General features: G+C 50.7%; 20 protein-coding genes. 12 read left to right on the top strand and 8 right to left on the bottom strand.

The window, feature by feature from the left end; all coding sequences use genetic code 11:
• Nucleotides 1–4 precede the first annotated feature (4 nt).
• Nucleotides 5–2,428 carry a DNA topoisomerase (ATP-hydrolyzing) subunit B gene (gene gyrB, locus E1H14_RS12030; protein ID WP_149391729.1) on the top strand — a complete coding sequence of 808 codons (2,424 nt, stop codon included), beginning with the start codon at nucleotides 5–7 and terminating at the stop codon, nucleotides 2,426–2,428.
• A 513-nt stretch (nucleotides 2,429–2,941) separates the two neighbouring features.
• On the opposite strand, the gene glyS is transcribed toward gyrB, so the two are convergent.
• Both glyS and glyQ read right to left on the bottom strand, forming a co-directional pair.
• On the bottom strand, nucleotides 2,942–4,981 hold the full coding sequence (gene glyS / locus E1H14_RS12035) for a glycine--tRNA ligase subunit beta (protein WP_149391730.1): 2,040 nt from the start codon (nucleotides 4,979–4,981) through the stop codon (nucleotides 2,942–2,944).
• Nucleotides 4,981–5,934, bottom strand: a complete 954-nt coding sequence (gene glyQ, locus E1H14_RS12040; RefSeq protein WP_149391731.1) for a glycine--tRNA ligase subunit alpha — start codon at nucleotides 5,932–5,934, stop codon at nucleotides 4,981–4,983. The genes glyS and glyQ overlap by 1 nt, the downstream gene beginning before the upstream one ends.
• Before the next feature lie 153 nt (nucleotides 5,935–6,087).
• Between glyQ and E1H14_RS12045 the strand changes: the two genes are divergently transcribed.
• Nucleotides 6,088–6,981, top strand: coding sequence for a lysophospholipid acyltransferase family protein (locus tag E1H14_RS12045; protein ID WP_149391732.1), 894 nt, complete (start codon nucleotides 6,088–6,090; stop codon nucleotides 6,979–6,981).
• 51 nt (nucleotides 6,982–7,032) lie between these two features.
• On the opposite strand, the gene E1H14_RS12050 is transcribed toward E1H14_RS12045, so the two are convergent.
• From E1H14_RS12050 to def, 5 genes are read right to left on the bottom strand one after another with little or no spacing between them, the layout of a single operon-like run.
• Nucleotides 7,033–8,481, bottom strand: coding sequence for a TrkH family potassium uptake protein (locus tag E1H14_RS12050; RefSeq protein ID WP_149391733.1), 1,449 nt, complete (start codon nucleotides 8,479–8,481; stop codon nucleotides 7,033–7,035).
• 19 nt (nucleotides 8,482–8,500) lie between these two features.
• The gene (gene trkA, locus E1H14_RS12055; protein ID WP_149391734.1) at nucleotides 8,501–9,877 is read right to left on the bottom strand and encodes a Trk system potassium transporter TrkA; all 1,377 of its coding nucleotides are present in this window, start codon (nucleotides 9,875–9,877) and stop codon (nucleotides 8,501–8,503) included.
• On the bottom strand, nucleotides 9,874–11,205 hold the full coding sequence (rsmB, locus tag E1H14_RS12060) for a 16S rRNA (cytosine(967)-C(5))-methyltransferase RsmB (RefSeq protein ID WP_149391735.1): 1,332 nt from the start codon (nucleotides 11,203–11,205) through the stop codon (nucleotides 9,874–9,876). The genes trkA and rsmB overlap by 4 nt, the downstream gene beginning before the upstream one ends.
• 4 nt (nucleotides 11,206–11,209) lie before the next feature.
• Nucleotides 11,210–12,169, bottom strand: a complete 960-nt coding sequence (fmt, locus tag E1H14_RS12065; RefSeq protein ID WP_149391736.1) for a methionyl-tRNA formyltransferase — start codon at nucleotides 12,167–12,169, stop codon at nucleotides 11,210–11,212.
• 46 nt (nucleotides 12,170–12,215) lie between these two features.
• Nucleotides 12,216–12,731: a peptide deformylase gene (gene def, locus E1H14_RS12070; RefSeq protein WP_149391737.1), complete on the bottom strand. Its 516-nt coding sequence runs from the start codon at nucleotides 12,729–12,731 to the stop codon at nucleotides 12,216–12,218.
• Nucleotides 12,732–12,889: 158 nt separating this feature from the next.
• Here def and E1H14_RS12075 point away from each other — a divergent pair, with 158 nt between their 5' ends.
• The 10 genes from E1H14_RS12075 to E1H14_RS12120 all read left to right on the top strand — a co-directional run bounded on the left by E1H14_RS12075 (nucleotide 12,890) and on the right by E1H14_RS12120 (nucleotide 23,004).
• Nucleotides 12,890–13,927: a LysM peptidoglycan-binding domain-containing protein gene (locus E1H14_RS12075; protein WP_149391738.1), complete on the top strand. Its 1,038-nt coding sequence runs from the start codon at nucleotides 12,890–12,892 to the stop codon at nucleotides 13,925–13,927.
• Between the two features lie 74 nt (nucleotides 13,928–14,001).
• The gene (gene dprA / locus E1H14_RS12080) at nucleotides 14,002–15,204 is read left to right on the top strand and encodes a DNA-processing protein DprA (protein WP_149391739.1); all 1,203 of its coding nucleotides are present in this window, start codon (nucleotides 14,002–14,004) and stop codon (nucleotides 15,202–15,204) included.
• Nucleotides 15,205–15,315: 111 nt separating this feature from the next.
• A complete protein-coding gene (gene purE / locus E1H14_RS12085) occupies nucleotides 15,316–15,804 on the top strand; it encodes a 5-(carboxyamino)imidazole ribonucleotide mutase (RefSeq protein WP_149391740.1) in 489 nt (162 codons plus the stop codon).
• Between the two features lie 57 nt (nucleotides 15,805–15,861).
• Nucleotides 15,862–16,992: a 5-(carboxyamino)imidazole ribonucleotide synthase gene (locus E1H14_RS12090; protein ID WP_149391741.1), complete on the top strand. Its 1,131-nt coding sequence runs from the start codon at nucleotides 15,862–15,864 to the stop codon at nucleotides 16,990–16,992.
• 19 nt (nucleotides 16,993–17,011) lie between these two features.
• Nucleotides 17,012–17,569 carry an L-threonylcarbamoyladenylate synthase gene (locus tag E1H14_RS12095; RefSeq protein WP_149391742.1) on the top strand — a complete coding sequence of 186 codons (558 nt, stop codon included), beginning with the start codon at nucleotides 17,012–17,014 and terminating at the stop codon, nucleotides 17,567–17,569.
• A gap of 37 nt (nucleotides 17,570–17,606) precedes the next feature.
• Nucleotides 17,607–18,533: an oxygen-dependent coproporphyrinogen oxidase gene (hemF, locus tag E1H14_RS12100; protein ID WP_149391743.1), complete on the top strand. Its 927-nt coding sequence runs from the start codon at nucleotides 17,607–17,609 to the stop codon at nucleotides 18,531–18,533.
• On the top strand, nucleotides 18,533–19,369 hold the full coding sequence (gene aroE, locus E1H14_RS12105) for a shikimate dehydrogenase (protein ID WP_149391744.1): 837 nt from the start codon (nucleotides 18,533–18,535) through the stop codon (nucleotides 19,367–19,369). The genes hemF and aroE overlap by 1 nt, the downstream gene beginning before the upstream one ends.
• Before the next feature lie 132 nt (nucleotides 19,370–19,501).
• Nucleotides 19,502–21,874 carry a Lon protease family protein gene (locus E1H14_RS12110; protein WP_149391745.1) on the top strand — a complete coding sequence of 791 codons (2,373 nt, stop codon included), beginning with the start codon at nucleotides 19,502–19,504 and terminating at the stop codon, nucleotides 21,872–21,874.
• A 27-nt stretch (nucleotides 21,875–21,901) separates the two neighbouring features.
• Nucleotides 21,902–22,279: a CidA/LrgA family protein gene (locus E1H14_RS12115; protein WP_149391746.1), complete on the top strand. Its 378-nt coding sequence runs from the start codon at nucleotides 21,902–21,904 to the stop codon at nucleotides 22,277–22,279.
• Complete coding sequence (locus E1H14_RS12120) at nucleotides 22,276–23,004, top strand: LrgB family protein (RefSeq protein WP_149391747.1); 729 nt, start codon at nucleotides 22,276–22,278, stop codon at nucleotides 23,002–23,004. The genes E1H14_RS12115 and E1H14_RS12120 overlap by 4 nt, the downstream gene beginning before the upstream one ends.
• Nucleotides 23,005–23,012: 8 nt before the next feature.
• On the opposite strand, the gene E1H14_RS12125 is transcribed toward E1H14_RS12120, so the two are convergent.
• A complete protein-coding gene (locus E1H14_RS12125; RefSeq protein ID WP_149391748.1) occupies nucleotides 23,013–23,570 on the bottom strand; it encodes a gamma carbonic anhydrase family protein in 558 nt (185 codons plus the stop codon).
• Nucleotides 23,571–23,635 lie beyond the last annotated feature (65 nt).

The raw sequence follows: 23,635 nt of genomic DNA on the forward strand, positions 1-23,635 counted from the left end.
AAACATGAGTGGTGAACACCAGAACTATGATTCGTCGAGCATAAAAGTTCTCAAGGGCTTGGATGCTGTGCGTAAGCGCCCAGGTATGTATATCGGCGATACGGATGATGGTAGCGGCCTCCACCACATGGTTTTCGAGTTGGTGGATAACGGCATAGATGAAGCTTTGGCCGGTTACTGTACGGAAGTCACGGTCATCATTCATCCCGATGAGAGTGTGAGTGTTGCCGATAATGGCCGTGGTATTCCGACTGACATCCATCCTGAGGAGGGCGTCTCGGCTGCCGAAGTGATCATGACCGTTCTCCATGCAGGCGGTAAATTTGATGACAATACCTATAAAGTTTCCGGTGGATTGCATGGTGTAGGAGTATCGGTGGTCAATGCGCTATCGAGCGATTTGACGCTGACGATTCGTCGTGATGGTTTGGTGCACGAGCAGATCTATCATCATGGTGTACCGGAAGCACCGCTCAGAGTTGTCGGTAAAACAGAAACGACAGGCACGATCGTGCGTTTTAAGGCCTCAGAAGAGACCTTCACCAATATCCACTTCCAGTTCGATATTCTCGCCAAGCGTTTGCGTGAGTTGTCCTTCTTAAACTCGGGTGTGCGTATTCGTCTTAAAGATGAGCGTATGGGTCGCGAAGAGATTTTCGAATATGAAGGCGGCTTGGCTTCCTTTGTTTCTTATTTGAATCAAAATAAATCGACGGTGAACAGCATCTTCCATTTCAACGCCATGCACGAGAATGGTGTGGGTGTGGAGGTGGCCATGCAATGGAACGACAGCTTCCAAGAAAGTATTCACTGTTTCGCGAATAACATCCCACAGCGAGACGGCGGCACACATCTTTCTGGTTTCCGTGCATCGCTGACACGCTCTCTGAACAGCTATATTGAATCCGAGCAACTGAATAAGAACGGTAAAGTGGCCACGACCGGTGATGACTGTCGTGAAGGCTTAAATGCCATCATCTCGGTTAAGGTGCCTGATCCTAAATTCTCTTCGCAAACGAAGGATAAGTTGGTCTCTTCTGAAGTGAAGACGGCCGTTGAACAATTGATGGCTCAATTCTTTAATGAATACCTTCTAGAGAATCCACAAGACGCAAAATCCATCGTGTCAAAAATGATTGATGCGGCGCGTGCGCGTGAAGCAGCACGTAAAGCTCGTGAGATGACGCGCCGTAAGGGTGCGCTGGATGTTGCGGGCCTACCCGGTAAATTGGCCGATTGCCAAGAGAAAGATCCTGCTTTGTCCGAACTCTATTTAGTCGAGGGTGATTCGGCCGGTGGATCGGCTAAGCAGGGGCGTGATCGTCGCACTCAAGCCATTCTGCCTCTGAAGGGTAAAATTCTTAACGTTGAAAAAGCACGTTTTGACAAGATGCTGACGTCGGCAGAAGTGGGGACTTTGATTACGGCTTTAGGCTGTGGCATTGGCCGTGACGAATTTAATGTCGATAAATTGCGTTATCACAGCATCATTATCATGACGGATGCGGACGTTGATGGATCTCATATTCGTACCCTACTTCTCACTTTCTTTTTCCGCCAGATGCATGAGTTGGTTGAGCGTGGGCATATCTATATTGCTCAGCCCCCTCTCTACAAGGTGAAAAAAGGTAAGCAGGAGCAATATCTCAAAGATGAAGCAGCGCTGGAACAATATCTACTCCAAGGTGCTTTAGATGGTACCTCTCTGTTCCCATCGGCTGAGGCGCCTGCAATTTCTGGCCAGGCGTTAGAAACGCTGATTCATCGTTATCGACATGTTGAATCTTTGATCGAGCGTATCTCGCGTGTCTACCCACGCGCAGTCTTATCGCAGTTACTCTATTTACCTTGTTTATCTGTTGCCGAGCTGTCTGAAGAAGGTAAAGTTCAAGTTTGGGCCGAAGCACTGAATAACTATTTACAGGCACATGCCACTACGAATACCGAGATATTCCAGGCAGGTGTTGTATTGGATCAGGAGCATAGTCTCTATCTTCCACAGGTAAAACTGACACAGCACGGCATCGATACCTACTATCGATTTGATATCGATTTCTTCCGTTCGCGTGATTATTTAGCGATGTGTGAGTTGGGTGCTGAGCTGCAATCTCTGCTGGAAGATGGCGCTTACTTGCAACGTGGTGAACGCACCTTTGCTTTGCGTAATCTGGGTGATGGTATCCGCTGGTTGATGGATTTGTCACGTCGTGGCAACACCATTCAGCGTTACAAGGGTTTGGGTGAAATGAACCCTGAACAGCTTTGGGAAACTACGATGGATCCTAATGCGCGGCGTATGCTTCAGGTCACGATTGATGATGCGATTGCAGCGGATCAACTTTTCTCGACTCTTATGGGCGATGATGTTGAACCACGTCGTAACTTCATCGAGTCTAATGCCTTAAACGTCTCTAACCTAGACGTATAGAGTTTTAGTTCTCTATTTAAAAAGCCCAATGTTTCACGTGGAACATCGGGCTTTTTTATTTCCCTTCATTTTATCTCGCGCTATCAGTCCCGAATATTCGAAAGCAAATTGTTGCTATTGTTCATCAGTCACGCGCTGTCTGCCTCACTACCAGTAGATAGCTTCATGATCAGCATCTCCTAATCTATTTAATCATCTATTAAGTAGTCTAAGTAGTCACTTATTAACGCACCGGTAAAGGGATCTATAGTTATCAAATACTCGAAGCCAACTAGCCAGGATTTCTGATTCTATTTGGCTTGGCGGAGTGAGTCTCTCGAGACATTATTTCGGAACTGTACATCGATGATGGGGTGTTTCACGTGAAACATCCGCTTAGTCAGTCGCGGTTTCACCCTCTATGCCAAGAAACCATTTATGATAAGAAGGATTCAATAATCCATGAGTATGAGTAAGCATTAGGCAATAAAAAACCCCGCGGTGCGGGGCTTTCTAAGAGGTTCAGCAAAAAGCTTAGAGCAGAGAAATATCTGCTGCGCCAAGGAAGAGGCTGCGCAGTTTTTGTAGCAAGGCTAAGCGGTTGTGACGTAGTGCCTCATCTTCCGCCATGACCATGACCCCATCAAAGAAATCATTCACAGCAGGCTTTAAGCTGGCCAAGGACTTAAGTGCCGTAGCATAGTCACCAGCGTTAAACAGAGTCTCGACTTCACCTTCGAGCGCAGAAATGGCCTCATAGAGTGCGATCTCGGCGCTGTCCGTAAGAAGGTCAGGATTGAGTGATGCCTGAACGCTGTCCTGCTTGCTTAGCAGATTCGAAACGCGTTTGTTGGCAGCGGCCAGATCGGCTGCTTCCGCAAGTTGTGAAAAAGCAGATACAGCCATGACACGTTGATCAAAATCTAATGGGCGTGTAGGACGTAGAGCCGCTACAGCAAGGTAGACCTCAGGTGCTACACCCTTCTCTTCATACCATGCGCGGAAACGCTCAAGCATAAAATCAACAACGCGTTTGACGACATCGGCCTGACCCGGTAAGCCTTGGAAATTGTCTGCAGCTGCAGAGACCAAAGTTTCCAGATCAAGATCGAGTTGGCGTTCAATCAGAATACGTAAGATACCTAAAGACTGGCGACGCAGAGCAAAAGGATCTTTTGAGCCCGTGGGTGGCTGATTGATTGCAAACAAACCCGTTAAGGTATCTAAGCGATCAGCTAAGGCTAATGCCATCCCTGTAGCGGTAGTGGGAAGCTGGTCACCCGAAAAACGTGGCATATATTGTTCATTTAAAGCCGTGGCAACTTCATCTGCTTCACCGTCATGGCGGGCATAGTGATAGCCCATCAAGCCTTGTAGTTCAGTGAACTCAAAGACCATGTTGGTCATCAAGTCACACTTCGCCAGTAACGCGGCACGTGCGGCAAACTCCGTAGAGCCTTTTATCTCTTTCGCAATCGCGACAGCTAATTTCTCAATGCGCTGTGACTTATCAAACAGGGTGCCGAGATCATGTTGGAACACAATGTTTTTTAACTGATCAATGCGCTGGGCAAGGGGTTGTAAGCGGTCTTGATCAAAAAAGAAGGCGGCATCGGCCAAGCGAGGACGTATGACCTTTTCGTTGCCGGCGATGATCTGTGCAGGATCTTTAGATTCAATATTGGCCAGAGTGATGAAGTAAGGCAGAAGTTTTCCATCCTCATCGATCAAGTGGAAATACTTCTGGTTAGCCTTCATAGAAGAGATCAGTGCTTCAGCGGGCACCTGTAAGAAGCGTTCTTCAAAACGCCCCGTTAGTGCTACAGGCCACTCGTTCAGAGCAGTGACTTCATCAAGTAGATCTTCATCTATGACTACTTGAGCCTTTAAGCGTGCAGCTTCTGCTTGGACTTGATGACGAATTGTCTCGCGGCGTTGCTGGAAATCGGCAATCACCTTGGCAGCTAACAAGGTGTCTAGGTAAGCAGACGGAGCATTGATCGCAATCGCATCGGGATGATGAAAACGATGGCCACGGGAGTAGCGGCCTGAACTGAGGCCTAGAATCGTAGCAGGCACTACTTCTTCGCCTAAGAGCATAACTAACCAATGTGCAGGACGTACAAACTCAGTACGGCGAGCTCCCCAGCGCATACGTTTAGGAATCGGTAGATCGTTCAGAGACTGTGAGACAATCTCAGGTAAAAGCTCAGTAGCGGCTTTACCCTGCTCTTGAGCACGATAGATATAATAGGTGCCTTTGCCGATCTCAGCTGTTTCAAGATCCGCGACACTCACTTGGCAAGAACGCGCAAAACCTTCAACCGCCTGAGTTGGCGCCGAGGTTGCCGGGCCGCGCTTTTCAAAAGCACGATCCGGTTGTTGAGTGGTTAGATCGGACACCTTAACGGCTAGACGACGTGGTGCCGCAAAAAACTCCGCGGCAGAATAGTTTAAACCCGCCTGCATCAGTCCCTTTTCAATACCGGATAAAAAGGCTTCACCTAGGCCCTTAAGTGCTGTTGGTGGAAGTTCTTCTGTCCCTAATTCAACTAGAAAATCTTGAACTGACATTACGCTTTCTCCTCAGATGCAGCCAAAACTTCGTCACGTAAATCTGCTGGTGCGAGTGGGAAACCTAGAGCTCGGCGTACATCAAAGTAGGCCTGTGCGACCTGGCGCGCCAAAGTGCGGACACGCAGAATAAAGCGCTGACGTTCTGTCACTGAAATTGCATGGCGTGCATCCAGCAGGTTGAAAGTATGGGAGGCTTTAAGCACCATCTCATAGGCGGGTAGCGGTAAACCAGCGTCGAGTAGCTTTAGACATTCCGCTTCGTAATGATCAAAATTGGTAAACAGAGTCGGCACATCGGCGTGTTCAAAATTATACGCTGACATTTCGACTTCGTTCTGATGGAAAACATCTCCATAGGTCACCACACTGCCATCAGGCTGCTTGGCCCAAATCAGATCGTAGACGCTATCGACCTCTTGCAGGTACATGGCGATACGCTCAAGACCATACGTCAGTTCGCCCGTTACCGGATAGCATTCCAAGCCACCGGCTTGTTGGAAATAGGTGAACTGAGTCACCTCCATGCCGTTCAGCCAGATTTCCCAACCTAAACCCCAAGCGCCTAAAGTGGGCGATTCCCAGTTGTCTTCAACAAAACGCACATCATGAATCGCCAGGTCTATACCGAGGTGGCGCAGCGAGTCGAGATAGAGTTCCTGCAGATTATCGGGAGAGGGTTTAAGCACAACCTGAAACTGGTAATAGTGCTGCAGGCGGTTTGGGTTTTCACCGTAACGACCATCTGTCGGGCGACGGCTTGGCTGCACATAGGCTGAGCGCCAAGATTCAGGGCCGATTGCCCGTAAAAAAGTTGCGGGATGGAAAGTGCCGGCCCCTACTTCCATGTCCAGTGGCTGGACAAGGACACAGCCCTGGTCCGCCCAGAACTGCTGCAATGCGAGGATCAGCCCTTGAAATGTGCTAACGTCTGGAGATGCCTTGTCAGTCACGCGAATCACCTTAGCTGTCAATTGATCAAAACAAGTGCGCAATTATACAACAACCTGCGCGTGAAACCTTCTTCAGAAGGATAATCTCGACATAGCAGGCAAGCGCATGGGTGCGAGGTATAATAAAAACCGATTTGGCATTGGGAACAGACAGTGAAAGCTTTAAAAACCACGCTCGCAATCGTTTTACTCGGACTCCTCTCTCTGCTGCCACTGCGCTGGGCGCAGGCGATCGGGCGCTTTATAGGTCAGCGTATTTATCGGCGCAAAGAGAAATCTAAGCTGTATCAGATTACACAACGTAATTTGCAACGTTGCTTTCCTGAGTTGTCGCAGGCAGAGCAGGAGCAGTTATTAGAGGAGAGTCTTGAGCAGACAGGCTGTGCGCTCGCTGAGATGGGCATGTCCTGGTTATGGCCGGTTAAACGCAGCCTGAAGACGATTGTGAAGGTCGAGAATGAAGCACTGATCACTCAAGCCTTGGCCGAGGGGCGTGGCGTGATTTTAATCGCACCGCACCTGGGAAATTGGGAAATCTTGAATTTATACCTGTCGGGTCGCTACCCTTTCACGGCGATGTATAAACCACCGAAACAAAAACGTTTGGATGATCTGATCAAGAAAATGCGTGCGCGTTTAGGTACCCGTATGGCGCCGGCCAGTGTCCAGGGGGTACGGATGGTGATGAAAGCACTGAAAAAAGGTGAGATGGTGGGGATTCTGCCGGATCAAGAACCCGAGCTTGAAGGTGGGATTTTTGCTCCTTTCTTTAATATCCCTGCGCTGACGATGAAGCTGTTGCCACAGTTAGCGGCACAAACCCAAGCTCAGGTGGTTTGTGGTTACGCAAAGCGCCTAGATTCAGGCAAGGGCTTTGAGATCTACTTTGTAGCAGCGGATCCTGAAACGAATGCTAAGGATCTAGCGCAGGCGACGGCGGCGATGAACCGCTCTGTTGAGCAGTGTGTACGCGCCCTACCGGCACAGTATCAGTGGGAATATAAGCGCTTTAATACACGCCCTGAAGGAGAAACGCATTTTTACTGAGGCTAGGGTGCAGCAAGCGGCGATACAGGCGATACAGAAGGCATAACGTTCCTATCGCCGCCAAAAGACAGGCGTAAACAGTACAAGCAGGGTAAAGACCTCTAAGCGCCCTAAAAGCATTGAGATACAGAGAATCCATTTCGCGGTGGAGTTAATCCCACCAAAGTTAGAGGAGACCTCACCCAAGCCTGGGCCTAGGTTGGTAATGGTCGCTCCGACCGCTGACCAGGCCGTGACCTGATCTAAACCCGTCCCCATCAGTGCAATCATCATTAAAATGAAGACCAGAAGATACACGGAGAAAAACCCCCAAACCGCCTGTAACACCGGATCCGGTATTGCACGCTTACCCAGCTTAACCGGGATTACAGCATTAGGGTGGACAAGTCTTTGCAGCTCACGGTAGCCCTGTTTCAAAATCAGTAGAATACGGATCACCTTCATCCCGCCCCCTGTAGAGCCCACACAACCGCCGACAAACGCCGTGACAAACAGCATAAAGGGCAGCATGACCGGCCAGGAGGAAAAGTCGCCATTACCAAAACCGGCCGTAGTGGCGATGGATACGGTCATAAATGCAGCGCGACGTAGCGAACTTTCAGGTTCATAGACTTGATGGATCAGCAGCACACTAAAGGTAATGATAAATGTGATGGCCAGAATGCTAAGGAAAAAGCGCACCTCGGGATCGGCAAAATAGTGGCCAAGGCTGCGTTGTCGCCAAGCAAAAAAATGTAAAGCGAAGTTCATCGCTGAAATGATCATGAAGATGATGCCGACCAGCTCGATTAAGCCGCTGTCAAAGTGGCCGATGCTGGCGTCATAGGTGGAAAAACCTCCTATGGCCACCGTAGAAAAGCTGTGCGCGATGGCATCAAAAGGTTGCATCCCGGCGGCCCAATAGGCCAGCGCACAGAGCAGAGTCAGGCTGGCATAGATATACCAGAGCGCTTTCGCTGTTTCCGTGATGCGGGGGGTGAGTTTGGTGTCCTTCACCGGGCCTGGAATTTCAGCACGATACAGCTGCATCCCCCCGATACCGAGCATCGGCAGAATGGCCACGGCTAAGACGATAATCCCCATACCCCCTAGCCATTGTAAAAGTTGACGATAAAAAAGAATTGAGCGGGGTAAATCGTCCAATCCGGTAATGACCGTCGCTCCGGTGGTGGAAAGGCCTGAGATGGACTCAAACACAGCATCCACTAAGATCAGATCGGGATTGGGTGCCAGATACAGGGGCACGGCTCCAAACAAGCCGAGAACTGTCCAGAACAGAACGGTAATTAAGAAGCCATCCCTGACCCTTAGCTCGCCTCTCACCCGATAGACCGGTACCCAGAGCATAAAGCCGCTAAACAGCAAAATGAAAAAAGACGCCACAAACGCCATATCGGCACCATCTTGGTAATAGATGGAGACAGCTAAGGGGGGCAGCTGGGTGATGCTGAAGAGCATCAGCAACAAACCTAGGACGCGGAGAATTAAGCGAAAGTGCATGCAGATCTCCTGTTAGCCATCAGAAGAAGGTCAGGCCAACTTGGAAGAGGCGTTCTACTTCAACAATACGCCGCTTATCGACTAAGAAGAGAATTACGTGGTCATCGTTCTGAATCACAATATCGTCATGCGCGATGAGCACTTTGTCGTTACGGATAATCGCTCCGATGGTCGTTCCCGGAGGTAGATGAATCTCCTCTATCGCACGCCCGACCACTTTCGAAGAGTTACGATCACCATGTGCGATGGCTTCTAAAGCCTCAGCTGCACCGCGGCGCAAAGAGTGCACGGCAACAATGTCGCCACGACGTATATGAGTCAGTAGCGCACCAATCGTTGTCTGCTGAGGTGAAATGGCGATATCGATCACCCCACCCTGCACTAGCTCAACATAGGCGGGGTTGTTAATCAAAGTCATCACGGTACGCACACCCAAGCGTTTTGCCAGCATGGATGCCATGATATTGGCTTCATCATCGTTGGTCAGCGCACAGAAAACATCGGTATCTTCGATATTCTCTTCAATCAATAAATCACGATCCGAAGCACTGCCGTTCAAAACAATCGTGTTATTAAGATGACGTGAAAGGTAATGACAGCGCGAGAGATTGCGCTCGATTAGCTTAACCTGGAAATCCTGTTCCAGACTTTCCGCTAAGCGTGCACCGATATTCCCCCCGCCGGCAATGATAATACGCTTGTAAGGATTGTCGAGGCGACGCAATTCGCTCATCACCGCACGGATATCCTTCTTCGCCGCGATAAAAAACACTTCATCATCGGCTTCAATCACGGTATCCCCTTTTGGAATGATGGGGCGATCCTGACGAAAAATTGCGGCGACTCGGGTGTCTACATTGGGCATGTGTGAGCGCAGAAAGGAGATTTCACGACCGACCAAGGGCCCACCGTAATAAGCGCGGACGGCGACCAGCTGGGCTTTCCCTTCAGCAAAGTCCAGTACCTGTAATGCGCCAGGATGCTGAATCATCTTTTTGATATGTTGAGTGACCAGCTCTTCTGGGCTGATTAAGACATCCACCGGCATAGCTTTGTCAGCAAACAAGACACGATCGTTATAGAGATAATCGTGTTCACGAATGCGGGCGATCTTAGTGGGGATATTAAATACCGTGTGTGCGACTTGGCAGGCCACCATATTGACTTCATCGCTGTTGGTCACTGCAATCAACATGTCGGCATCCTGAGCCCCGGCCTGAGCTAAGACCGAAGGATTGGAGGCCGCACCATCGAGGGTACGAATATCCAGACGATCCGCTAATTCACGTAGACGGGCAGTGTCGGTATCGATAATGGTGATATCGTTGGCCTCACTCGCAAGGTTCTCAGCGAGCGTACCGCCGACCTGACCTGCACCAAGGATAATGATGTTCATCCTGTTTGCTCTCCCTCAGCGGGTGACCCTTTACGCAAGCGTGCGTAGAAGAAGCCGTCAGGCCCATCCAGCGCCGGGAAAATCTGGCGCATCCCTTGGCGATCCACGCCTAGGCTAAGGGGGATGGGATCAATCTCTGCATCCGCGTGTTGGCGGCAGAAACGCTCGATGACGCGCTCATTTTCTTGTGGAAAGATGGAGCAGGTGGCATAGACCAATAAACCACCGGGTGCCAAAAGTGGCCAAAGCGCTTCGAGTAGGGATAACTGGATTTTGGCTAAAGCTAGTAAGTCTTCACTCAGCCGCAAGAGCTTGATATCAGGGTTACGTCGAATCACCCCACTGCCACTACAGGGCGCATCAATCAAAATACGATCAAAGGGACGCCCATCCCACCAGTCTGTTTGTGTGGCATCGGTCAAGATCAGATGACACGCATCACTCAAACCTAAGCGCTCTAGGTTTTCGTTGATGCGTGCGGCGCGTTTTGGATTGAGTTCAAGGGCGATAACCTCTGCCAGATTCTCTTCTTTTTCCAGAAGATGGCAGAGTTTGCCACCGGGTGCGGCACAGGCATCTAAGACCCGTTGTCCGGGGGCTAGTTGAAGCAGTTCGGCGCTCAGTTGCGCGGCCTCATCTTGAACACTGATCTCGCCACGAGCAAATCCCGGAAGTTGTGTCACATCACAAGGTGTTTGCAGATAAATGCTGGTCGGGCTGTGTGCGCCGAGATGGGCCTGGATACCGGCTTCTTGTAGCTTGGTGAGCATCGCTGCGCGAGAGGTTAAGCGTGAGTTAACACGCAGCGTCATCGGTGCCCTTTGATCATTTTCCCAGACTAATTGTTGCCAATGCTCAGGCCAGTTATGGCGCAATTTATCGAGCATCCAGTCCGGATGGTTATAACGAAAAGTGCTCGATTCTGCATGCAGCTCGGCAATCAGTTGATCTTCTTCGCGCAGGTAACGTCTGAGTAAGGCGTTAATCAAGCCCTTGGCCCAAGGCTTATTCAATAGCCTCGCCGTTTTGACCGTTTCATCCACAGCGGCGTGTGTTGCTGTACGCATTTCTCGCAGCTGATAGAGGCCGATTAAAATGAGTGCGAGGACATCTGCATCTCGCTCACGCGGAGGTTCTCTTAGTAGATGCAAAGCGATGGCTTCCAGGCGGAAAAACTCTCGTAACGTGCCATAACAGAGTTGCTGTAGTAAGGGGCGTTCTTCTTCACGCACCTGGGTTAAGGCAGGCGGCAGGAGGCTGGATAAGGAGCCCTGTCCAAGAATTAGGGATTCGATCAGCTTGGTGGCTTGGAGGCGAAAAGGACTCACTTAATTAAACCTCATGTGATCCAAACCTCATGCCTACTTGGAAGGGATGTTTGCCGTTGAGTAAGGCTGCTAAGGGTTGAGCTTTAGCGCCCGGTAATTGCAGATAACGAATACACAGCACGCCTGAACCGGTTTGAACATGTAAGCCCTGCTTATCTAGAGCGATGAGTGTGCCGGGTGCGGCTGAGGTATGGGCGAGCTGACTGGGCTCGGCCTCCCAGATGCGTAGCGTTGCTTCGGCCATCTGGGTGTAACAGACCGGCCAAGGGTTCAGGCCACGCACTTGTCGAGCCAGGGTTTGAGCGGAAAGTGTCCAGTCGATCAGCCCCTCTTCTTTACTCAATTTGTGTGCATAACAGGCGAGCGTGTCATCTTGGGCTTCTGGGGTCAGCTTACCGGCGACTAAATGCTCTAGCCCAGTGACGAGGGTTTGAGCCCCGAGTTGAGCGAGTCGATCATGCAGCTGGCCACTGGTTTCATCTTCAGCGATCTGGAGATGTGTTTTGTACAGCATCGCACCGGTATCAAGACCCACATCCATCTGCATCAAGGTAATGCCAGTTTCATGGTCTCCGGCCAAGAGAGCACGTTGAATGGGTGCGGCACCGCGCCAACGTGGCAAGAGCGAGGCGTGCACATTGAGGCAGCCAAGGCGCGGAATATCGAGTACGGCTTGCGGTAGGAGTAAACCATAGGCGACCACGATCATCAGATCAGGCTGAAGAGCCGCCAGTTCCGCTTGAGCTTCTGGGGTACGCAGACTGAGAGGCTGAAACACGGGCAATTGATGTTCCTGTGCCAGCGCCTTCACGGGGCTAGGTGTGAGTTTGCGTCCTCGACCCGCCGGACGGTCAGGCTGGGTATAAACGCCCAGTATGTCGTGTTCAGTCTCCAGTAAAGCGGCCAGGCTTTGGGCCGCGAATTCAGGCGTTCCGGCAAAGACTATACGTAAAGGGGCGTTCATATCAGGCTCCGCAGTCGAAAGGGTCAAAACATTCAGCGAACAGAAATCAATGTTGCAGCTGTTCCTGTTTGTGTTTTTTTTCCAGCTTACTGCGAATCCGCGTGCGCTTGAGATTAGACAAGTAATCAACAAAAAGCTTGCCATTGAGATGATCCATCTCGTGCTGCACACAAACGGCTAACAGGCCTTCCGCTTCAAAAATCTGGGTTTCTCCCTGGCGATTCAAGCACTCAACACGGATGCGATTTGGGCGCTCAACCGTTTCATAAAAACCGGGAACCGATAAACATCCTTCTTGCATCTCTTCCAGCTCATCTGCCAGGAGGGTAACTTTAGGATTGATCAAGACCAGCGGTTCGCTGCGATCTTCTGAGAGATCGATCACAATCACTTGTTTGTGTACGTTAACCTGGGTTGCGGCTAAGCCTATCCCTGGAGCGTCATACATGGTTTCAAACATATCATCGATCAATTGACGGATTTCGTCATCGACCTGCTCGACAGGTTCGGCAATCGTACGCAGACGCGGATCTGGAAATTCAAGAATTGTCAGTAGGGCCATAGGAATTCAACTTTTTAACCTGCAGGATCGGACACAGATAGGTGACGTACCTATCAGTTCCGCCTATTATAACCAATAGATTTCTGAATGCATTGTTAAGATGCCAAGGCCCGTAGCCAAACAGCCTGTTTGCGGGCGTTTTTCACAGGGAACCGGATATGAAACGACTGCTTTGTGGGCTTTTGACAGCCAGCGTGCTTTGGACCGGATCGGTATTGGCCGAGGTCAGGCAAGATCGATTGCAATTAAAAGAAGGCCATCCGACGGAGTATGTCGTGGTCAAGGGTGATACGCTTTGGGATATCTCCGGTCGTTTTCTGGATCGTCCCTGGTTATGGCCAGAAATATGGGGTGTGAATCCCCAAATTGATAATCCTCATCTGATCTATCCAGGTGATGTTATCTACCTGACTTGGGTAGATGGTCAGCCGCGTTTGAGTTTGCGTCCAACTTCCGGTGTGCGCAAGCTTTCGCCGCAGGTTCGTGTTCTGCCACTGGATCAGGCGATCCCCGCGATTCCTTTGCGCGATATCATCAGCTTTATCAATAACAACCTCGTGGTCGATGAAGATCTGTTGCAGGATGCGCCTTATGTCGTGGGGGGGGATAACCGCCGTATCATTACCGGTGCCGGTGATCGGGTTTATGCGCGTGGGCATTTGAAATCCGATGATCGCCATCAAGTCATTTATCGTCCCGCCAAGCCTTATTATGATCCGGTGACCGGTGAGCTGCTTGGCCATGAGCTGTTTAAAGTGGCCGATGCCACCGTGACATCGGTGCAAGAAGAGATTCTGACTTTGCAGATCCGCAGTTCACATGAAGAGGTGCGTTCTGAATATCGTGTGATGCCTTCAGATACTCGGCGCATCCAGTCGGTCTTTTATCCGCAACCTGGGCCAGAAATTGAGCAGGCACAGATAATGGATGTCCTGAAAGGCGTTGCTAAAATCGGTCAGTTCGATTCGGTTGTGTTGAATATAGGTGAGCGTGATCAGGTTGAGCCAGGTCATGTTTTTGCGGTTTTCCGTAAGGGTGAAACGCTGAATGATCCGATCACCCGTGAAACGATTCAGTTGCCTGCCGAGCGTGCCGGTATCTTGATGGTGTATCGTGTATTCGACAAAGTCAGTTATGGTTTAGTGATGCGTGCAACCGATGTGATCACGGTCGGTGATGAGGTACGTGCGCCTTAACATGATTGGGTTGATCGGGTGCGGTTCAGTATCCATCGACCATCAACGCTCTTCATCTTGCCAAGGAGTGGCCTATGTTACCCAAGGAATGGGTTGCCGCCAGCTTACTGCCGGGTATTGGCCCGGCAACTCTGTTTAAACTCTATCAACAAGGCATTCGTCCCCTCGCCTTGCTGGAAAATCAATTACCCACCGGCTGGCGTTTGCGCCATGAAACCTACGCGGCTCTTGCTCGCAAGCCCCATCACTGGCTGGCCCTGGCTGAATCTCTCTTGGTGCAGGCCGAAGTGGATCAGCAGCTGTGTCTCTGTTTAGAAGATCCGCGTTATCCCGCTCGTTTGTTACAACTGCCTGATCCCCCTCCTCTTTTATGGGTGCGGGGTGATCATGAAATTCTACATTGGCCACAAATTGCTGTGGTTGGCAGTCGTCGTCCTAGCTTCCAAGGGCAAGCCTTGGCTTTAGAGTTCGGGCAGAAATTGACACAACGAGGCTTGATTCTGACCAGCGGTTTGGCCTTGGGCGTAGACAGTCAGGCGCATCGGGCGAGTATCGAGGAAAAAATGCCAGGTGTTGCCGTTTTGGGCAGTAGCTTGGATCAGGTCTACCCGAGGCGTAATTTGGGTTTGGCTCAGTCGCTTCTAGAACAGGGAGGCTGTTTAGTCTCAGAATGGCCACCGGGCACACCGCCTGTGGCGCAAAACTTTCCCAAACGTAATCGTATCCTGAGTGGATTAAGTTTAGGGGTGCTGGTGGTGGAGGCGGCTGAGTTGAGTGGTTCCTTAATTACCGCACGTTTAGCGTTAGAGCAGGGTCGTGAGGTCTTTGCCTTGCCTGGATCGCTACAAAATCCGATGAGTCGTGGATGTTTGCAACTGATTCGTGAGGGCGCTGAGTTGGTCTATGAAGTGGAACATCTGCTCACCGCGTTAGCTCCTGGAATCACCGCTCAAAGGGCTTCATTATCGACCATGACATCCTTGAGTGACGCGGCTCTACTTAAGGCTGCAGAAACGGACGTAGCGATGAGCCTGCGCTCAGATGCTGACACCCTGCGCTCAGATGCTGACACTAAGTTGCCTGCCCAGACGTGTGTGGCGGGTTTAGCACCTGAGCTGAATCAAGTCCTGGACAAGATAGAGTTCAGTGCTGTGAGTCTTGATGAGCTGTGTGAGCGCTTACAATGGCCTTTTCCACGCTTACAGCAGGCCTTGATGGAGTTGGAGCTACTTGGTTATGTGCGTGCAGAAGCTGAGCGTGTAGAACGTGTTTGCTGAGCAGAAATGAAAGGGTTTCACTTTTCCAGTTCTTCAATACAAGGTATCCTGCAGGGCTTTATTTTCCAAGGTTAAGCGCGGCGCCGAGCGCCCACAACGCAGGATGGACAGATGCAGCCAAAAGTAGGCGTAATCATGGGATCCAAGTCGGATTGGCCGACCATGGAACATGCGGTAGAAATGTTGGAACGCTTGGGTGTTCCTTATGAAACTCAGGTGGTATCCGCCCATCGTACCCCAGATCTTCTTTTCGACTATGCGAAAAGTGCAGCATCACGCGGTTTACAAGTGATTATTGCGGGTGCTGGGGGCGCTGCCCATCTGCCGGGTATGGCCGCCTCACAAACTGAGTTGCCTGTTTTGGGTGTACCTGTTGAATCTAAAGCACTGAGTGGTATGGATTCACTCCTGTCGATTGTGCAGATGCCGGGTGGTGTTCCCGTGGGGACTTTGGCCATAGGTAAAGCGGGAGCGACCAACGCTGGCATTATGGCGGCACAGATCGTGGCTCTGCAGGATGCAGCGGTTAAGCAGGCCTTGATTGAGTTTCGTCAACAACAGACTCAAAACGTGCTGGATCATCCAGATCCGCGTCCTTAAGCCCAGCTTCCCTAAGCTGGGTTCGTTCAATTTTAAAACCATGAGGTCTTTCGCCCTATGCGCATAGGTATTCTGGGTGCCGGTCAATTAGGACAGATGTTGGCACTGGCAGGTTATCCACTGGGTAATCGCTTTGTCTTTTTTGATACCAGTGGCAGCCCGAGTGCCGATATAGGCCGCACCTTCAATGCGAATGAAGATGGCAGCGCCCTGCAAGCCTTCTTGCAAGAGGTGGATCTCGTCACTTACGAGTTTGAGCATCTGCCGGTTGAGCTGGTGCGCCAGGTTGCGGCACTTAAGCCTTTATATCCCAGTGTTGAAGCGATACGTGTTTGCCAGAATCGTGCTGAAGAAAAAGCACTGTTTGATCGCTTAAATATTCCTGTTGCACCCTATCGTCTTGTGGCCAGTGCCGAAGAGTTGGCTGAGGCGTGCCGAGAGTTGATGCAGCAGGGTGCTGCCGCCGTGGTCGCTAAATCGATTACAGAAGGCTATGACGGTAAGGGGCAGGCCGTGCTGCGTGATGCCTCAGACGCTCAAGCGGCTTGGCAGGCGATTGGCCATGAGCGTTTAGTGGTTGAGGCATTTGTCGACTTTGTGCGTGAAGTGTCCATGATTGCCGTGCGCGGGCAAAAAGGGGATGTGGTGTTTTATCCCATGGCGGAAAATCATCATAGCGAAGGTATTCTGCGCTACTCCTTGGCGCCTATGCCGGATCTTGCGGCTGAAGTGCAGCGTCAGGCCGAGGGCTATATTCATGCCCTACTCGATGCTTTGGAGTATGTGGGTGTGCTCACGCTTGAGCTTTTCCAAACTGCCGATGGGCGTTTAGTGGCCAATGAGATGGCACCGAGAGTGCACAACTCGGGTCATTGGACCCAAAATGGCGCGGTGACCAGCCAGTTCGAAAACCATCTGCGTGCCATTCAAGGCTTGCCTCTGGGGGATACCCGAGCCTTAGCGCCGACTTGTATGGTGAACATTATTGGACAATCGGCTCCTGCCGAGGTGTTATTAGCTTTACCCGAGGCGCATTTGCATCTTTACGGTAAGGAAGAGCGCCCTGGGCGTAAGCTGGGTCATCTGAATCTGGTGGCGGCGGATACGGCAAGTTTGCTCAAAAACGTTGAGCAAGCTAGCCAAAAATTACCGGATGCACCAGCTCCTAAATTTAGTTTTGTTGTGTAACAGTAACGAGAGTGATGAGATGAATAACTGGCAGTTACATCAGGCTGTCAGGATCCTTCACCAGGGAGGGGTGCTAGCCTATCCGACCGAAGCGGTCTGGGGCTTGGGTTGTGATCCTTGGAATGCCGATGCCGTAAGACATATATTGCGCATTAAGCGTCGTCCTGAACATAAAGGTTTAATCCTTGTTGCCGCCAATATGGAGCAACTACACCCCCTGCTGGCACCCTTAACACAGCAAGAGCGTGAGCGTATTGCCGCCACTTGGCCGGGTCCGAATACTTGGCTGATTCCGGATCCTCAGGGTTTTGTGCCCACTTGGGTCAAAGGTCATCATGCGAGTGTGGCCGTTCGAGTCAGTGATCATCCTCTGGTGCAGCGTTTGTGTTCAGCCTGGGGACGCCCTCTAATTTCGACTTCAGCCAATCCAGCGAGCTACCCTCCTGCAAGGGATAGGCTGCGAGTAATGACTTACTTCGGATCTAAGCTTGATTTGGTCGTGCATGGCCAAACAGGGGGGTATAGTCAGCCCAGCACCATTCGTTCGCTACACGATTCATATATCATCCGACCGTAGTAAGTGTTTGCTTACCTAGCTGAACAGGAGTCTTCAAATGTCCCAAGTCGATGTGCAAGCCGTCAAAACCTATTTGTTGGCACTGCAGGATCAGATCTGCCAATCCTTGAGTGAGGTGGATGGGCATGGCTTTAGTGAAGACGCTTGGCAACGTGAAGGCGGTGGCGGTGGTCGTACCCGTGTTTTGGCGGAAGGACAGCTGATAGAGAAAGGTGGTGTCAATTTTTCCCATGTCTTTGGTGATCGTCTACCCGCTTCGGCGACCGCGCATCGTCCTGAGTTGGCGGGCCGTGATTTTCAGGCGATGGGTGTGTCCCTAGTGATCCATCCGCGTAACCCTTATGTGCCGACCTCGCATGCCAATGTACGCTTTTTTATTGCAGAAAAACCGGGTGAAGAGCCGGTTTGGTGGTTTGGTGGCGGTTTTGATCTCACGCCTTACTATGGTTTTGATGAAGATTGCCAGCATTGGCATGCCACGGCTAAAGCCGCTTGTGAGCCGTTTGGCGCGGAGATCTATCCAAAATTTAAAACCTGGTGTGATGAGTATTTTTATTTAAAACATCGCCAGGAACCGCGGGGTGTCGGTGGCCTCTTTTTTGATGATTTGAATACGCCTGATTTTGCGACAGCTTTTGCGTTGATGCGCTCGATCGGTGACAGTTATCTCCCTGCCTATCTGCCGATTATTGAGCGTCGTCGTGATAGTGCGTACGGTGAACGTCAGCGTGATTTCCAGCTGCATCGACGTGGGCGTTATGTTGAGTTTAATCTTGTGTTTGATCGCGGAACGCTGTTTGGTTTGCAGTCAGGTGGGCGTACCGAGTCCATCTTAATGTCACTGCCACCTGAGGTCCGCTGGAGTTACGATTGGGCTCCAGAAGCTGGTAGCGAAGAGGCGCGTTTGTATGAGCGTTATCTTGTACCGCGTGATTGGGTCAATCTAACAGAGGAGAATCACTGATGGATCAATATTGGGTGATTGGGAATCCGATCGCGCACAGTAAATCACCGCTGATTCATCGTTTATTTGCTGAACAGACACAAGAGTCTTTGAACTATGCTCCCCTGCTGGGTGAAGAGGGGCGGTTTGCCCAACAAGTGCAGGAGGCTTTGCAGGGCAGCGGTAAGGGAATGAATGTGACGCTCCCGTTTAAAGAGCAAGCGTGGGCGCTAGCTGAGGTGCGCTCGCAAGCAGCACAAGCGGCCGGTGCGGTAAACACTCTGTGGCGAGATGAGCAGGGTCGTTTGTGTGGTGACAATACGGATGGTTGTGGCCTTGTCACGGATCTGATCAAAAATCATCACGTGATGTTATCTGGGCAAAGGGTTTTGTTACTGGGAGCCGGTGGTGCGGCACGCGGGGTTGTGTTGCCTTTACTTCAGGCCGGTGTTGCCGAATTGGTGATCGCTAACCGCACGCTGAGTAAGGCGGAAACTCTCGTGAACGATTTAGCACCTTTTGCGCTGAATGCAGCACGATTACACGCCTGTGCTTTTTCAGATCTGGGAGAGGCGCCTTTTGATCTCATTATCAATGCGACCTCAGCCAGTTTACAGGGAGCTCTACCTGCCATCTCTACCAAGTTAGTCTCTACTCACACCCTGTGTTACGACATGATGTATGCGGCGGAGCCAACGGCCTTTTGTCTTTGGGCAGAAGCGCAAGGTGGCCGTGCCTTGGATGGCTTAGGGATGCTGATAGAGCAGGCGGCTGAGGCATTTTATATCTGGCGTGGCGTCCGACCTCAGACGGCGAGTGTCATGCAAGCGCTGCGACAGGCACTGCAGAACGTTTAATTCATCGAGCTCAGGCACAAGTTCAGGCACTTAACAAGATGAATCCTTGAAACCCAAGCTATTCAATTGCTTGCGTCTGTCATCAGGATCAGGCTATAAACTTGGGAAAGCGTCCAGTAGAGGGAAATGCCCATGACTGTCACTAGCCGTTTAACGCCCGATCAGCTCTATAAGGTATGTGATCCTCAGGACCTTCCTTTCCGCACCACAGAAACTCTCGAACCCTTCAGCGGCTTTTTTGGTCAGGAACGAGCTATTGAAGCGATGGAATTCGGGATCAATATGCAACGTCCGGGTTACAACCTCTTTGTGATGGGAAATCCGCACACCGGACGTTTTTCCTTCGCGATGGAAAGTCTGCGTGGCTACGCTAAAAAACAAGCGAAGCCCAGTGATTGGTGTTACCTAAATAATCTCTCGGATGCGCGTTATCCTGTCATCTTGGAATTGCCCGCAGGCAAAGCCGTACAACTGCGTAAAGATGTGGATAACCTGTTGGAAAGTTTGTTGACAGATTTGCCGGCTGCGTTTGAAAGTCCCGGTTATCAGCGCATGAAAAGCCGTATCGAACGTGATTTTAACCGGCGTTATGACCAAGCTATCGATCTAGTTGAGCGTCAGGCACGTGAATACAATATTGCGGTGTATCGCGATGCGGCCAGTATCGGTTTTACACCGGTTGCTGACGGTCAAGCGATGGATGAGGCGGTATTTTCACAGCTGCCTGAAGAGGAACGCTTAACCTTTCAGCGCCATATAGAAGAGCTAGAAGAACAGTTGAATGAGGCGCTCACGGAGCTGCCAAAGTGGCGTCGTGATGCTTCGGCTGACATTAAAAAGTTGGATCGAGAGACTGCCCAGCGCACGCTGAATCCGCTCTTTTCCGCCCTGCGTGAACGCTACAACGCTCTACCCGGAGTGGTGAATTATCTCAATCATCTGGAAAGAGATCTGATCAAAAATGCCAATGAGTTATCCACAGATGAGCGCTTGTTAGAAGCACGTGCTGACCAACAGCGGAGTAGTGTATTAGATGAGAGCTACGGCTTGAATCTAATTGTGGATAACAATAAAACCAAAGGCGCTCCGGTGATCTATGAAGCGCATCCCAGCTATGAAAATCTCTTTGGGCGCATCGAGTACACCAGCGAAATGGGGGCGATGATCACCAACTTTAAACTGATCCGTCCGGGAGCGTTGCATCGTGCCAATGGCGGTTATTTGGTGTTGGAAGCGGAAAAACTACTCGAACAGCCTTTTGTCTACAGTGCGCTCAAGCGTGCGTTAAAATCCCATGAGATTCGGATCGAAAACCCGATCAGTGAATACACTGGGGTGAGTACCATCACACTCAATCCTCAGCCGGTTAAGTTAAAGGTTAAGATTGTCTTAATCGGGAGTCGTGAAACCTATTATCTACTGCAAGAGCTGGATCACGATTTTGAGAAGATGTTTCGTGTGGTCGTTGATTTTGATGAAGATGTACGACGCACAGCGAACAGCATTCGTAACTATGCTCGTTTGATGAAAACGCTGGCAACAGAAGAAGGTCTGGCACCTCTCAAGCGTCAGGCGGTAGCGCGCTTGGTTGAGCACAGTTCACGTCTAGCCGAAGATCAAGAACTCTTATCTGCTCATATCGGTGAGCTGGTGGATCTTCTGTGTGAGGCCGACTATCGACGTAAACAAAAAAGTGAGGAGCTGATTACCGCGGCACATGTTGAAATGGCATTACAGGCCAAGGAGCGCCGCACGGCTCGTCTCTCGGAAAAGATTTTGGAAAGTATTCTGAACCGTACGGTACTGATCGATACCGAAGGTGAAACCATAGGTTGTGCGAATGGTTTAACCGTTTTACAGGTGGGCGATGTTTCTTTTGGTACACCTGCACGTATTACCGCGACGGTGAATCCTGGCAACCGAGGGATCGTTGATATAGAGCGGGAAGTGACCCTGGGTCAACCTATTCATTCTAAAGGAGTTTTGATCCTAACCGGTTATCTAGGCCATAAATATGCCCGTGATTTTCCTTTAAGCCTCTCTGCGAGTATCGCAATGGAGCAATCCTATGGCTATATCGATGGTGACAGTGCGTCCTTAGCGGAGATCTGTACGTTGATTTCCGCGCTCACGCATATTCCTATCCGCCAACATTACGCCACAACCGGTTCGATCAATCAGTATGGTGAGGTGCAGGCGATTGGTGGCGTGAATGAAAAAATTGAAGGCTTTTTCCGCTTGTGCAAAACCCGCGGACTGACCGGAGAACAGGGTGTGATCATTCCCAAAGCTAACATTCGCAATTTGATGCTGAAAAAAGAGGTCGTGGATGCGGTGAAGGCGGGTGAGTTTTCGATACATGCCGTTGGCCATGTCGATGAGTGTTTGGAAGTCTTGATGGGTCGTAAAGCCGGCATCCGCAAAGACGATGGTCATTTTACCCAACGCAGTATCAATGCGGCGGTGGTGAATCGCTTGCGTGAAGTAGCGAAAGCCAAGGCTTAAACGACAGCGGGATAATTCGAGTCAAAGATGTCAGTAATTAAAGGGTTTCTGTTTCTGCTGGGCTTTCTGTTGTTAGGTGATGTGCTGGCGGCACTGTTCAATCTACCCATCTCAGCAGGTGTGTTGGGCATGCTGTGCTTGACCTTTTGGTTGCTAGTGCGTGGACGTATGCAGGAGGATTTACAAGCCGTGGCGCAGCCTCTGATCGGCTTGTTGGCTCTCTTGATTATGCCGGGTGTTGTCGGGGTATTTTTTGTGGCCGGTGATTATTTGGATCAATGGCTGGCCATTTTTCTGGCGCTGGTGATCGGCACTTGCTTGAGTGTTTTTACCACCCTAGTGTTGATGTCGAAATTGACCCCTACAGCATCTAAGCAAGAGACGGCTGAGGATGTTCAGTCATGATCCTTGAGTCGCTCAAACAACAGCTACTGCTCACCCCCTACCTAGCCATCGCTCTGACACTCAGTGCATTTTTTCTAGGCAATTATCTATTTCAAAAAATGGGCCGTCCGACCTGGTGCCCAGGCATTCTATTGGCAGCGCTTTTGGTGGGCCTATTTCTTGGGTTGATGCAGATCAGTTATCAGGAATATCAACAGGGCGCCGCTTGGTTGGTGGCTTTATTGGGGCCTGCAACCGTTGCCTTGGGTGTGCCTTTATATCAGCAGATGCATCATATTCGTCGTCTCTGGCGCCCGATTTTGCTGACACTTCCCTTAGCGGCAATGTTAGCGGCTTTTTACTCGGTATTTTTGGCTTGGCTGGCAGGAGGCAGTTCCGTGTTGCTGGCCTCCTTGGCGGCTAAATCCGTTACCGCACCGATTGCGATTGGTATTACCGAGCAGTTGGGAGGGCAAATTCCTCTGCTGATGGGAGGGTTATTGATTACAGGGGTAATGGCGACTCTGTGGGTGAATCTACTCTGTCGTGCTTTGCAGATTACCGATCATCGTGTCATAGGGTTTGCTTTGGGAATCAATGGGCATGCGATCGGTACGGTGCGGGCATTTGAAATCAGCCCCACTGCCGGTGCGTTTTCATCACTGGGCATGGGGCTGACGGGTGTCTTCACAGCACTACTGTTGCCTTGGGCTTGGAATCTTCTGGGCTTGGCAGTTGTAGCCTGATAAGAGGGTTATGACTGGGTTGAGTCTTGTGCCCAGTCTTCCTCTAGATGTTGATCTTTCAAGCGCACATAGTTTTGCGCACTGTAGGTGAAAAAGCTCAGCTCTTTTTCTGTCAGGGGGCGTACCTGTTTGACCGGACGGCCAATATAGAGATGGCCAGATTCCAAACGTTTTCCCGGTGGCACTAGGCTACCGGCACCAATCACCACATCATCTTCAACCACGGCACCGTCCATCACGGTCGAGCCCATACCGACCAGAACACGATTGCCGATCACACAGCCATGTAACAACACTTGATGACCCAGCGTAACATCCTCACCAATAATCAAAGGAAAGCCGTCTGGGTTATAGGGACCTGCGTGCGTAATATGGAGAATGGCGCCATCTTGCACGCTGGTGCGTGCCCCGACACGGATAAAGTGCATGTCACCCCGAATGACCGCCAGTGGCCAGATGGAAACATCATCACCGAGTACCACATCGCCAAGCACCACGGCGCTTGGATCGACAAAGACACGCTCACCCAGTTTGGGTGTTTTACCTTGATAGGAACGTATTTTCATTACACTTACCTGAATCAGTTGAAAACCAAGAAGCCTTTCCCCATTGTATAACAATTGTCGCCGTG

Source organism: Nitrincola tapanii, assembly GCF_008368715.1.
GTDB classification, from domain to species: domain Bacteria; phylum Pseudomonadota; class Gammaproteobacteria; order Pseudomonadales; family Balneatricaceae; genus Nitrincola; species Nitrincola tapanii.